Origin of the sequence: Variovorax sp. CCNWLW186 (assembly GCF_037203865.1) — a bacterium.
Lineage (GTDB): Bacteria > Pseudomonadota > Gammaproteobacteria > Burkholderiales > Burkholderiaceae_C > Variovorax.
Genome location: NZ_JBBCBO010000006.1, coordinates 13,473 through 26,208, shown reverse-complemented (window position 1 = coordinate 26,208; position 12,736 = coordinate 13,473). Strand labels below are relative to the sequence as shown.

Annotated in this window: 11 protein-coding genes and 2 riboswitches; of the genes, 8 read left to right on the top strand and 3 right to left on the bottom strand. The window is 65.8% G+C overall.

Annotated elements, in window-relative coordinates; translation table 11 throughout:
• Positions 1-2 precede the first annotated feature (2 nt).
• From V9K97_RS09340 to V9K97_RS09330, 3 genes are all read right to left on the bottom strand, one after another.
• Entirely contained in the window at positions 3-1,295 is a 1,293-nt protein-coding gene (locus V9K97_RS09340; protein WP_337317636.1) for an MFS transporter, read from the bottom strand.
• A gap of 42 nt (positions 1,296-1,337) precedes the next feature.
• Positions 1,338-2,153: a putative hydro-lyase gene (locus tag V9K97_RS09335; RefSeq protein WP_337317634.1), complete on the bottom strand. Its 816-nt coding sequence runs from the start codon at positions 2,151-2,153 to the stop codon at positions 1,338-1,340.
• A gap of 91 nt (positions 2,154-2,244) precedes the next feature.
• On the bottom strand, positions 2,245-3,150 hold the full coding sequence (locus V9K97_RS09330; protein ID WP_337317632.1) for a LysR family transcriptional regulator: 906 nt from the start codon (positions 3,148-3,150) through the stop codon (positions 2,245-2,247).
• 100 nt (positions 3,151-3,250) lie between these two features.
• Between V9K97_RS09330 and denD the strand changes: the two genes are divergently transcribed.
• The 8 genes from denD (at position 3,251) to gcvP (ending at position 12,719) form a co-directional block, all read left to right on the top strand.
• On the top strand, positions 3,251-4,267 hold the full coding sequence (denD, locus tag V9K97_RS09325) for a D-erythronate dehydrogenase (protein WP_337317630.1): 1,017 nt from the start codon (positions 3,251-3,253) through the stop codon (positions 4,265-4,267).
• A gap of 72 nt (positions 4,268-4,339) precedes the next feature.
• Positions 4,340-5,311, top strand: a complete 972-nt coding sequence (locus V9K97_RS09320) for a TRAP transporter substrate-binding protein (protein WP_337317628.1) — start codon at positions 4,340-4,342, stop codon at positions 5,309-5,311.
• An 87-nt stretch (positions 5,312-5,398) separates the two neighbouring features.
• Complete coding sequence (locus tag V9K97_RS09315; RefSeq protein WP_258507572.1) at positions 5,399-5,893, top strand: TRAP transporter small permease; 495 nt, start codon at positions 5,399-5,401, stop codon at positions 5,891-5,893.
• Entirely contained in the window at positions 5,890-7,167 is a 1,278-nt protein-coding gene (locus tag V9K97_RS09310; protein WP_337317626.1) for a TRAP transporter large permease, read from the top strand. Before V9K97_RS09315 ends, V9K97_RS09310 begins: the two co-directional genes overlap by 4 nt.
• Before the next feature lie 148 nt (positions 7,168-7,315).
• Entirely contained in the window at positions 7,316-7,879 is a 564-nt protein-coding gene (locus tag V9K97_RS09305) for a hypothetical protein (RefSeq protein ID WP_337317625.1), read from the top strand.
• A 22-nt stretch (positions 7,880-7,901) separates the two neighbouring features.
• Positions 7,902-7,992: riboswitch (glycine riboswitch) on the top strand.
• Between the two features lie 12 nt (positions 7,993-8,004).
• A riboswitch (glycine riboswitch) is annotated at positions 8,005-8,116 on the top strand.
• A 45-nt stretch (positions 8,117-8,161) separates the two neighbouring features.
• The gene (gcvT, locus tag V9K97_RS09300; protein ID WP_337317623.1) at positions 8,162-9,340 is read left to right on the top strand and encodes a glycine cleavage system aminomethyltransferase GcvT; all 1,179 of its coding nucleotides are present in this window, start codon (positions 8,162-8,164) and stop codon (positions 9,338-9,340) included.
• Positions 9,341-9,390: 50 nt separating this feature from the next.
• A complete protein-coding gene (gene gcvH / locus V9K97_RS09295) occupies positions 9,391-9,762 on the top strand; it encodes a glycine cleavage system protein GcvH (protein WP_126746785.1) in 372 nt (123 codons plus the stop codon).
• 50 nt (positions 9,763-9,812) lie between these two features.
• The gene (gene gcvP, locus V9K97_RS09290; RefSeq protein WP_337317621.1) at positions 9,813-12,719 is read left to right on the top strand and encodes an aminomethyl-transferring glycine dehydrogenase; all 2,907 of its coding nucleotides are present in this window, start codon (positions 9,813-9,815) and stop codon (positions 12,717-12,719) included.
• The last annotated feature ends 17 nt before the right edge of the window (positions 12,720-12,736 follow it).

Genomic DNA, 12,736 nt, shown 5'->3' with positions numbered 1-12,736 from the left:
GATCAGTTCTGGCGCAGGTCGCGTCCGCGCGTCTCCGGAAGACAGAGCGCCACGATCACCACCATGGCATAGGCCACCGCCGCGCAGATGCCGATGGAGGTACCGAGCGAAAGATGCATGCGGTCGCTCAACACGCCCACCAGGGCCGGAAAGGTGGCGCCGATGCCGCGCCCGAAGTTGTAGCAAAAACCTTGCCCCGAGCCGCGCAGTTCATTGGGAAACAGCTCGGACAGGAAGGCGCCCGCGCCGCTGAAAATGCCCGACATGAAGAAGCCGAGCGGAAAGCCGAGCAGCAGCATCAGGCTGTCGGTAATCGGCAGCAGCGTGTACGCATAGACCAGCGACCCCGCCCCGATGGCGAACAGGATGAAGGCACGGCGCCGGCCCAGGCGGTCCGAGAGATAGGCGCCGCACAGGTAGCCGATGAAGGCGCCGACGATGAACATGAACTGGTAGCCGCCCGAACCCAGCACCGTGAGATGCCGCTCGTTCTTCAGGAAGGTCGGCAACCACACGCCAATGGCGTAGTAGCCGCCCTGCATGCCCGTGAAAAGCAGGCTCGCGAGCACGGTGGTGCGCAGCATCCCCGGCTTGAAGATCGCGAGGAAGTTGCCGCTGCGCTCGCCGCGTTCGACGGCCGCGCGGCTTTGCACATAGATCTCCGGATCACGGATCGAGCGGCGGATGAACACGATCAGCACCGCCGGCAGCAGCCCCAGCATGAACATCACGCGCCACGAATACTCCGGCGGCAAGAACGAGAACAGCGCCATCGACACCAGCACCGCCGCGCCCCACCCTACCGCCCAGCTGCTCTGCACCAGCCCTACTGCCTTGCCCCGGTAGGCCGGCCGGATCATCTCGGCAATGAGCACCGAGCCCACCGCCCATTCGCCGCCAAAGCCCAAGCCCTGCAGCGTGCGCGCAATCAGCAACTGCTCAGGCGTTTGCGCCAGGCCGCAGGCAAAGGTGAAGATCGCGAACACCAGGATGGTGAGCTGCAGGATGCGCACCCGCCCGTATTTATCGGCCAGGATGCCCGCGCCCCAGCCACCGATGGCGGAAGCCACGAGCGTGGCCGTGCCGATCAGGCCCATCTCGGTCTTGCTCATGCCCCACAGCGACAGCAGGATGGGCGTGACCAGCGGCAGCGTGTAATAGTCGAACGCATCGACCGCATAGCCGCTGAACGACGCGGTGAGCGTGCGTTTTTCGTTCGGGTTGAGCGTGCGCAGCCAACTGCCTTCGGCTTGTGCGTCGTCGGCCGTCTGCGCGGCGTCGAGGGTGGTCTTCATCGGTTGTCTCCAGGTATGAGATTTGGGGAAAAGAACGGAGGCCTAGAACGCGGCCAGGCGGTGGTGCAGCAGGTCGGTCACAAGCATCGAGCCCGGCGCATGCGTGATGGCGAACGGCAGCCTGGCGGCGGCCAGCGCGGCCTGCGGCGTGACGCCGCAGGCCCAGAACACAGGCAGCTCGTCCGGCATGACCTCGACCGCAACGCCGTAGTCGGGATCGGCAATCGACCGGATGCCGATCAGCGCCGGATCGCCGATGTGCACCGGCGCGCCGTGCACCGCCGGAAAGCGCGAGGTGATCTGCACCGCACGAATGGCATCGGCCGCGCGCAGCGGGCGCATCGACACCACCATCGGGCCGTGAAAGGCCCCTGCCGGCGTGGTAGCCACCGACGTGCGGTACATCGCCACGTTGCGCCCTTGCTCCACGTGGCGCAGCACGATGCCTTCGGCCATCAGCGCGTGTTCGAAGGTAAAGGAGCAACCGATGACGAAGCTCACCATGTCGTCGCTCCACAGCGCACGCACGTCGGTGGGCTCATCCACCAGCACGCCGTTTCGCCACACGCGGTAGCGCGGCAGGTCGGTGCGAATGTCGATGTCCTCGCCGAGCGCCGGCAATGCCGGGTCACCGGCTTCCGATACGCCGAGCAACGGGCACGGCTTGGGGTTGGCCTGGCAAAAGCGCAGGAAGTCGGCGGCGTGCGCCTTGGGCAGGACGACCAGGTTGCCCTGCACATGGGCACTGGCGAGGCCGCTGGTGTGGGCGGCCAGCGAGCCGCTGCGGCAGGCCTGACGCACGGCCAGTGCGCTGCTCGCCGCGCCGGGTTGTTCTACGAAGGATTGGCGGTTCGACATTTGGCGTTTTCGATGCCCGATGCATCGCTGTGGTGTGATGCGACGGATTGTGGGAATCCGCGCTCACGAACGCCAACGCAAATTTTCTCGCTCAGTCCATCGATTTTTTCGATGACCCCATGCGGTGCGATGCATGCACCACGGCGGAGCCGAGCGCGGCCTCCGGCAGCGGCGAAGACGGATCGTCGCGGTAGCTCGCGTAGATGGGCAGCGGCTCCAGCGTGTCGTCGCAGGGCAGCACGCGCAGCGGCAGGCGCCGCGCCAGCGGCTCGACCACCGCACGCGGCAGCGTGGCCACGCCAAAGCCCGCTTCCACCAACTGCGCCATCGCCGAAATTGAAGAGATCGCATGCACGCGCGGCGGCGGGCTGCCGGCATCGCGGAACAGCTCGAGCAGCGCCACGTGCGGCTGCGATCCGCGTTGAAAGGTCAACAGGTCGAGCGAGAGCAGGTCCGGCAGGCGATAGCGCCGCTTCAGGTGCAGCTCCCGGTGGCCGACGAAGCACATGGGCATCGGCGGCACGGCGCGAGTGCGCACGCCGTCGCCGGCAGCGGGCAGTGCGGCAAACACCAGATCCTGCTTGCCGCGCTGAAGCTGGTCGACCAGCACCGGCGTGGTTTCGACGGTGAGCTCCAGTTCGAAGTCCGGGTGCGTCGCCCGCATGTGCTTGAGCCAACCGGTGAGCCAGCTGTGCACCACCGACTCGATGGCGCCCACGCGCAGCACGGCCTCGCGCACGGCGCCCGAGCCCATCTCGGCCTTGATGTGCATCTGCATCTCGAGCAGCTTCTGCGCGAAAGCATGAAAGCGCTGCCCCGCCACCGTGAGGCGAAACTGCTTGTCGCGCCGGTCGAGCAGCAGCACGCCCAGCTCGCGCTCGAGCGCCGCAATGCGGCTGGAGAGCGCCGATTGGGTGAGGTGCAGCTTCTCGGCCGCACGGGTCACGCTCTTGAGCGCCACGGCCCAGTGAAAGGCTTCAACGAATCGCAGGTTCATCGTTTTCCGATCGTCCGGTTTCTTGTTTGTGCGAGCGGCGAGTGTCGCCTGAGCAGGGGCTCCGCTGCGCTATGCTCATTGCGAAGGAGACAAGACAACCATGCAGATCGTCATTACCGGCGGTGCCGGCTTCGTTGGCGCACGCCTTGCCCGCACGCTGCTGAAGCAGGGCCAGCTCTCGCTTGCGGGTGCCCCGGCCCGCGACATTTCCCGCATCACCCTGGTCGACCGCGTCGCGCCGCCAGCCGACCTCGCGGCCGACCCGCGCATTGCCGCCGCGCTTGGCGACTTGAACGAGCAGCTGGCATCGCCCGACACGGCGCTCTGGCGCGAAGCGGATGCCATCTTTCACCTGGCCGCCGCGGTCAGCGGCGAATGCGAGGCCGATTTCGACCTGGGCATGCGCAGCAACTTTGCCGCCACGAACGCGCTGCTCGAGAAGGCGCGCGCCGTGAGCACCCGGCCGCTGGTGGTGTTTGCCAGCTCGCTCGCGGTGTTCGGCGATTCACCCGAGCAGCCGCTGCCGCCGGTGATCGAAGACCACACGCTGCCCACGCCGCAGACCAGCTACGGCATCCAGAAATTCATCGGCGAGCAGCTGGTGGCCGACTACACGCGCAAGGGCTTCATCCGCGGGCGCAGCGTGCGCCTGATGACCGTGAGCGTGCGCCCCGGCAAGCCCAACGGCGCGGCATCGGGCTTTTTCAGCGGCATGATCCGCGAGCCGCTCGCGGGCATTCGCGCCGCCTGCCCGGTGCCTGACGAAACACCCGTGGCCATCGCGTCGCCGGCCCGCACCGTCGAAGGCATCATCCGGGCGGCGGAGGCAAGCGACGCCGACTGGGGCCCGCGCACCGCACTGAACCTGCCTTCGCTTTCCACCACGGTGGGTGAAATGGCGGCCGCGCTCGAACGCGTGGCCGGCAAGGCAGCCACCGCCCTGCTCGACCGCACACCCGATCCGGCCATCCAGCGCATCGTGAAAACCTGGCCCGGACGCATCGAAACCGCCCGCGCCAAACGCCTGGGGCTTTCGGCGGACGCCGATTTCGAAGTAGTTATTCGTGACTACGTCCGTGAAAATCCCGACGCGGTGAAGCTCCCTGTTACGGCATAGTCGGCGGCTGCCCGCGGAGTTCTCTTGGTTCCCGCCTTTTCTTCGCGACTTCTTTTCTCTGGAGACAACACAATGAAATTGACCCGACTGGCCGCCGGCCTGGTTCTGGGCATGGGCATGGCGTGCGCCGCCTTCGCGCAGACCACCATGAAGATCAGCATTTCGACCGCGCAGAACTCGCACCAGGGCGTGGCGATCGACGTCTTTGCCAAGGAAGTCGAAAAGCGCACCGGGGGCCGCTACAAGGTTCAGACCTTCTACAACGGCTCATTGGGCGGCGAGCGCGAGTCGATCGAGGCCGTGCAGCTGGGCACCCAGGAACTGGCGCTCTCCTCCACCGGGCCGGTGCCCAATTTCGTGCCGGAGACCAAGATCCTTGACGTGCCGTTCCTGTTCCGCGACAAGGCCCACGCGCGCGCCGTGCTCGACAGCCCCATCGGCCAGGACCTGCTGACCAAGTTCGACGCCAAGGGCTTCAAGGCGCTGGCATGGGCCGAGAACGGCTTCCGCCACATGACCAACAGCAAGCGCGACGTGAAGGCGCCGGAAGACCTCAAGGGCCTGAAGATGCGCACCATGGAAAACCCGGTGCACATTGCGGCCTACAAGACCTTCGGCATCGTCACCACGCCCATGGCTTTCCCCGAAGTGTTCACCGCCTTGCAGCAGGGTACGGTCGACGGCCAGGAAAACCCGCTGTCGGTCATCATCGCGGCCAAGTTCGACCAGGTGCAAAAGCACCTGTCGCTTACCGGGCACGTCTACTCGCCTTGCATCTTCGTGATGAACAAGGCAGCGTTCGACAAGCTGAGCGCGGCCGACAAGCAGGCCTTCCTCGAGGCCGCCAAGGAAGGCACCAAGGCCAACCGCGCGCGCGTGGACGAAGACGATGCCAAGGGCGTGGCCGACCTGCGCGCCAAGGGCATGACCGTGATCGACAACGTCGACAAGACCAAGTTCGTCGCCGCGCTGGCGCCGGTGAATGCCCAGTTCGAAAAGGACTTCGGCAAGGCCAACCTCGACAAGATCCGCGACTTCAAGTGATTTTCATGATGCTATCTTTTAGATAGCATCGGGCGCCCGCTCAGTTCCATCTGGCGGGCTTTTTTGTTTTCAACATCACGACTGCAGATGAAAGAAAAATTTCTCGGCATCGAGCGCTGGACCACCGGCTTCTCGATGATTGCCGCCTGCGTGATGCTGGTCATCGCCTCGGGGTTGGGCGTGTTCCAGATCGTCACGCGCTTCGTGCTCGAGCAACCGGCCGAATGGAGCGAGATCCTGATCCGCATGAGCCTGATCTGGATGGTGTTCCTCGGCATTCCGATGGCATTCCGGCAAGGCGCGATGGTGAGCGTGGACGTGCTCTACCGCTGGAGCCCGCCGCGCGTCAAGCGCGTGCTAGACGCCGCGGTCAGCATCGCGGCACTGGCGCTGATGCTGGTCATTCTGTGGTGGGGCTGGGATTACGCCATGCGCGGGCGCGTGCAATCGATGGCCGGGCTCGAAAGCGTGTCGATGATGTGGTCGTACCTGGCGCTGCCGGTCGGTTCCGTTTTTTGCCTGTTCGGCATCGTTGGTAATTTTCTCGATCCCAAGCGGCTCGAACTGGAGACCGCGCAATGACCCCCGTGATGGTTGCAACGATGGTGCTGTGTTTTGCACTGTCGGTTTCAGTGGCGGTGTCCATCGGGCTCGCATCGATCCTGGGTATCCAGGTGGCCAACGTGAACATGCTCATCTCCGTGAAGGAGATGTTCAATTCGATCAACAAGTTTCCGCTGGCGGCCATTCCGTTCTTCATCCTGGCCGGCAACCTGATGGAAACCGGCGGCATCTCGCGCCGGCTGGTCGAATTTGCCAAGAGCATCGTAGGCGGCGTGCAGGGCGGCTTGCCCATGACCTGCGTGCTCACCTGCATGATCTTTGCGGCGGTGTCGGGCTCTTCGGTGGCCACCACCTTTGCCATCGGCGCCATCCTGATTCCGGCGCTCATCAAGCACGGCTACCCCACCGCGTACGCGGCGGCGCTTCAGGCCACCAGCGCCGAGCTGGGCGTGATCATTCCGCCTTCCATTCCGATGATTCTGTACGGCGTGAGCGCCGAAGTGTCCATCGGCGAGCTGTTCATTGCGGGCTTCGGCCCCGGCATTCTCATCAGCCTGGCGCTGATGCTGTTCGTCTGGGTGTATTGCAAGTGGAAGGGCTGGGGCAAGAACGACGGCGACGGCCGCATGTCCTTCGGCAAGGCGACCTGGCAGGCCGGCTGGGCACTGCTGATGCCGGTGATCATCCTGGGCGGCATCTACGGCGGCATCTTTACCCCCACCGAGGCTTCGGCGGTGGCGGTGTTCTATGCGCTGGTGGTCGGCATGGTGATCTACCGGGAGATCAAGCTCAAGGACCTGTACCTCATCCTGCGCAAGTCGGTGCTGTCGTCGGCGGTGATCATGTTCATCATCGCCAACGCGGGCCTGTTCGCCTTCCTGATCACGCGCGCGGGCGTGCCCGACGCCATTGGCCATTGGCTGCAGGAGGTGCTGAAGTCGCCGACCATGTTCCTTTTGGGCGTGAACGCTGCGCTCTTCGTCATCGGCATGTTCATCGAGACCAGCGCGGCCATCATCGTGCTCGCGCCCATCCTGGCGCCTGTGGCGGTGCATTTCGGCGTCGACCCGGTGCACTTCGGGCTCATCATGGTGGTGAACCTCGCGCTCGGCATGATCACCCCGCCCTTCGGCGTGAACCTGTTCGCGGCGTGCACGGTGGCCCGCATCTCGCTCGACCGGATCGTGAAGTACCTCATTCCCTTCGTGCTGGTGATCCTGGCCTGCCTGATGGTGATTACCTACGTGCCGTGGATATCGCTCGCGCTGCGCGACCTGGTGTACGCCAAGTAGCAGGCGACGGGAAAACCAGATTTAAAAAGGGCAGCCTTCGCGGGCTGCCCTTTTTTATGCGGCAAATGCCCCTGTAAGGAAAACGTTTCACAAAGATGTCACCAGCCCCAACGATGCTGCAGCCTTCGATTCCGAAAGCTGTGGCGCCATGTTTCCCACCAAGACCGACAAGGCACGCGACGAACTGCAAGGCGGGCAGCGCACGCTCAGCCAGCGCGAGCGCGCGTTGCTGCTGATGGCCGACGGCCGGCGTTCGCTGACCGACTTCAGCCCACTGTTCGCAAGCCGCGACGAAGCCGAACAGACGCTGCGGGCGCTCATGAACCGTGGGTACCTGCACGACGCGCAGGTCGCCGAGCCCAAAGCCGCCCTACCCGTTTCGGCGGGCCCGGCACACACGCCGATTCCGGCTCCTGCGGCGGAGCCCATCCGTGTAGAGACCTCGACCGACAACTTCGACGGCAAACGTTCCCTGGCCACCACGCGCATGTTCCTGTTCGACATCTGCGAGCGCATGTTCGTGCGGCGCGATCCCAAGTTTGCGCTGCAGATGCGCGATGCGCTACGCGAAGCCCGCGACCGCGACGCCATGCTGACGATTGCCGCGCTGATGCTCAATGAAGTCGAGAAAGCCGCAGGCGCCGAGCGGGCCGAATCGCTGCGCGAGCGTATCGAAAGGTTGCTGCCGCCCGCTTCGGAAACCGTGCACTGAGGCCTTCCGCGATCCACTACACTTCAAAGGGTCAGGAGAGAGCTTCGCCACGCGAGGCCGCCGAAGGCGCAGGGGTTTCCCGAACGCTCAGGCAAAAGGACTGACAAGGCGCTGGCGCATGCCGGCGTTTCCTTGCTGGAGAGAGGCCGTTGCATCTTGACGATGCGGCGGCCCACCGAAGGAGCAAACCCCGATCGTGGGGCGAATCTCTCAGGTAAAGCGGACAGCAGGGGTGGCCCATGGCTTGCGCCATGGAATTCGACTGCCCCTTTGGAGTGCCCCGTGGCCGCTTCCGCTTCATCATCATCCGACGCCCCATTGCTCAAGACGCCCCTGCACGACCTGCATGTGGAACTGGGTGCCCGCATGGTGCCGTTTGCCGGCTATTCCATGCCCGTGCAATACCCGGCCGGCCTCATGGCCGAGCACAAGCACACGCGCGACGCGGCCGGCCTGTTCGACATTTCCCACATGGGCCAGCTGCGCCTGGTGGGGCCCGATGCCGCCGCCGCATTCGAGACCCTCATGCCGGTCGACGTGATCGACCTGGCGCCCGGCAAGCAGCGCTACGGGCTGCTGCTGAACGACGAAGGCGGCATCCTCGACGACCTGATGTTCTTCAACGAAGGGCACGGCTCGATCTTCGTGATCGTGAACGGCGCCTGCAAGGTGGCCGACCTCGCCCATATCCAGCAGAAGATCGGCGCCCGCTGCGACGTGCAGCCCATGCCCGACCATGCGCTGCTCGCGCTGCAGGGCCCGCAGGCCGCCACGGTGCTGGCCCGCTTGTCGCCCGGCATCGAGCGCTTTGTGTTCATGACCGGCGGCGCGGTGCAGATCGGCGGCATTCCGGCCTTTGCCACGCGCAGCGGCTACACGGGCGAAGACGGCTTCGAGATTTCGGTGGCCGGCAAGGATGCCGACGCCCTCGCCCGCTTGCTGCTGGCGCAGCCCGAGGTCAAGCCCATCGGCCTGGGCGCGCGCAATTCGCTACGGCTCGAAGCCGGGCTCTGCCTGTACGGCAACGACATCGACACCACCACCACGCCAGTCGAGGCCTCGCTCAACTGGGCGATCCAGAAGGTGCGCCGCACGGGCGGCGCGCGCGAAGGCGGCTTTCCGGGTGCGGCCAAGGTGCTGGCGCAACTGGCCGCCGCTACGGCCGGCGCCGCGGGCCGCACCGACCACGACACCCTGAAGCGCAAGCGCGTCGGCCTTGTGGCGCTGGAACGCGTTCCGGTACGCGACGGCACGCTCCTGCAATCTTTCGAAGGCCGGGACATCGGCATTGTGACCAGCGGCCTGCTCGGCCCGACGGCCGATCGCCCGGTTGCCATGGGCTACGTGGCCACCGCGTTTTCAGAGCCTGGCACGCGCGTGCAGGCGATCGTGCGCGGCAAGCCGGTGCCGATGGAAGTCTCGACCCTGCCTTTCGTGCCGACGCGCTACTACCGCGGCTAGGCTCTGCGCTGCCTGAATCAGATCATTTTTTCCACGAGGAGTTTTTCACCATGAGCATCAAGTACACCAAGGACCACGAATGGGTCTCGGCCGAAGGCGACGCAGCCACTGTCGGCATTACCGTGCACGCGCAGGATGCGCTGGGCGACGTGGTCTTTGTCGATCTGCCTGAAGTGGGCAAGACCTTTGCGCAAGGTGAAGTGGCCGGTGTCGTCGAATCGGTCAAGGCCGCGGCCGATGTGTTCATGCCCGTGTCGGGCGAGATCACCGAAGTGAACGAAGCCCTGCGCGCCGATCCCTCGCTCGCCAACACCGACCCGCTGGCCGCCGGCTGGTTCTTCAAGGTCAAGCTCAGCGAGCCGTCGCAACTCGACGCGCTGCTCGACGCCGCCAGCTACGACAAGTTCGCCGCCGAATCCTGATCCGCCGGGTTCTTCAGCCGCCCTTCCTCATTCCCCGAGCCTTTACCGCCATGCCGATTCCCGCCCAGCCTTCCCTGCAACAACTAGAGAACGCCGAAGAATTTCTCGCCCGCCACATCGGCATCGATGCGGAAGACGAGGCGCGCATGCTGCCGGTGATCGGCTCGGAAACGCGGGCGGAGCTCATCGACGGCATCGTGCCCGCGGCCATTCGACGCGCCAGGCCGATGCGGCTGCCCGCGCCGGTGACCGAGGCGGACGCGCTGGCCGAACTGAAGGCCATTGCGGCGAAGAACAAGGTGTTCAAGAGCTTCATCGGCCAGGGCTACTACGGCACGCACACGCCGGGCGTGATCTTGCGCAACGTGCTCGAGAACCCCGCCTGGTACACCGCCTACACGCCCTACCAGGCCGAGATTTCGCAGGGCCGCATGGAAGCGCTGCTCAACTTCCAGACCATGGTGTGCGACCTGACGGGCATGGCCATTGCCAACGCCTCGATGCTCGACGAAGCCACGGCCGCCGCCGAGGCGATGACGCTCGCCAAGCGCAGCGTGAAGAGCAAGAGCAACGTGTTCCTGGTGTCGGGCGACTGCCACCCGCAGACCATCGAGGTCATCAAGACGCGCGCCGCGCCGCTGGGCATCGAGGTGAAAGTGAGCACCGTGTCGGAGACGCTGCCGCACTTGATGGCGAGCTGCGAATTCTTCGGCGTGCTCGCGCAGTACCCCGCCACCACCGGCCACGTGCATGACCTGCGCCCGCTCGCGGGCCATGCGCACCAGTGCGACGCCGCCTTCTGCGTGGCGGCCGACCTGCTCGCGCTCACCCTGCTCGCGCCGCCGGGCGAATGGGACGCGGACATCGTCTGCGGCACCACGCAGCGCTTCGGCATGCCGCTGTGCAACGGCGGCCCGCACGCCGCCTACCTGGCCTGCCGCGACGAATTCAAGCGCTCGCTGCCGGGCCGTCTCGTCGGCGTGAGCGTCGACACGCACGGCCAACCCGCCTACCGCCTCGCGCTGCAAACGCGCGAGCAGCACATTCGCCGTGAGAAGGCCACTTCGAACATCTGCACCGCGCAGGTGCTGCCGGCCGTTGTGGCCAGCATGTACGCCGTGTACCACGGGCCCGACGGACTTACCCGCATCGCGCAGCGCGTGGCGGCGCTCACCGCCATCCTTGCGCAGGGCCTGGCGCAAATGGGCCGCGAGCCGGTCAACGGCACCGCCTTTGATTCGCTGACCATCCGCACAGGCGAAGACACGCCGAAGATCATCGAGCGCGCCACCGCGGCCGGCGTCAACTTGCGCCAGCGGCTGCAGCAGCACCTGGGCATTTCGCTCGACGAAACCACGACGCGCGCCGACATCGAAACGCTCTGGGCCCTGTTCGTGCCCGCGGGCACGCCGATGCCGCGTTTCGACGACCTGGCCAACACCGCGCCGCGCCTGCCCGAAGACCTGCGCCGCACCAGCGCCTTTCTGACGCACCCGGTGTTCAACACGCACAAGAGCGAGACGGCGATGCTGCGCTACATCCGCAGCCTCTCGGACAAGGACCTGGCGCTCGACCGCAGCATGATTCCGCTGGGCAGTTGCACGATGAAGCTCAACGCGACCAGCGAGATGATCCCCATCACCTGGCCCGAGTTCGCGAACATCCACCCCTTCGCGCCCGCCGAGCAGCAGCAAGGCTATGCGCAGCTCGACGCGCAGCTGCGCGCGTGGCTTTGCGAAGCCACCGGCTACGCGGGCATCAGCCTGCAGCCCAATGCCGGCTCGCAGGGCGAGTACGCGGGCCTGCTGGCGATCAAGTCCTTCCATGAGGCCAAGGGCCAGGGCCATCGCAACATCTGCCTGATTCCCTCGTCGGCGCACGGCACCAACCCCGCAAGCGCGCAAATGGTCGGCCTGCAGGTGGTGGTGACCGCCTGCGACGCGCAGGGCAACGTCGACATGGACGACCTGAAGCGCGCCTGCGAAAAGCACAGCGACAAGCTGGCCGCGGTAATGATCACCTACCCCAGCACGCACGGCGTGTTCGAAACCCGCGTGAAAGAGCTCTGCGAGCTGGTGCACGAACACGGCGGCCGCGTGTATGTCGATGGCGCCAACATGAATGCGCTGGTCGGCGTGGCCGCGCCGGGCGAATTCGGCGGCGACGTGAGCCACCTGAACCTGCACAAGACCTTCTGCATTCCGCACGGCGGCGGCGGGCCGGGCGTGGGCCCGGTGTGCGTGGTCGAAGACCTGGTGCCGTACCTGCCGGGCCATGCGACGGCCGGCATCGCGTCGAACGGCGTCGGTGCGGTTTCCGCGGCGCCGCTGGGCAATGCGGCCGTGCTGCCGATCAGCTGGATGTACTGCCGCATGATGGGCGCCAAGGGGCTGCAGGCCGCAACCGAAACCGCCATCCTGAGCGCCAACTACATCAGCGCGCGGCTGAAGGACCACTACCCCACGCTGTACGCAAGCCCCAACGGCCACGTTGCGCACGAATGCATCCTGGACCTGCGCCCGCTCAAGGACACCAGCGGCGTCACCGCCGAAGACGTGGCCAAGCGCCTGATCGACTACGGCTTTCATGCGCCGACCTTGAGCTTTCCGGTGCCGGGCACGCTGATGGTCGAGCCCACCGAGAGCGAGCCGCTGGCCGAGCTGGACCGCTTCGTCGAAGCGATGATCGCCATTCGCGGCGAGATCCGCCGCGTGGAAGAAGGCGTCTGGCCCAAGGACGACAACCCGCTGAAGCACGCGCCCCACACCGCCGCGAGCCTGCTCGGCACCGAATGGTCGCACCCCTACTCGCGTGAGCTCGGCGCGTTTCCGCTGGCCGAACTCAAGCAGGCCAAGTACTGGCCGCCCATCGGCCGGGTCGACAACGTGTACGGTGACCGCAACCTGTTCTGCAGCTGCGTGCCAGTGGGCGAATACCAGGAAACCGAAGAGGCCTGATCAGGGGGCCTTCTTCG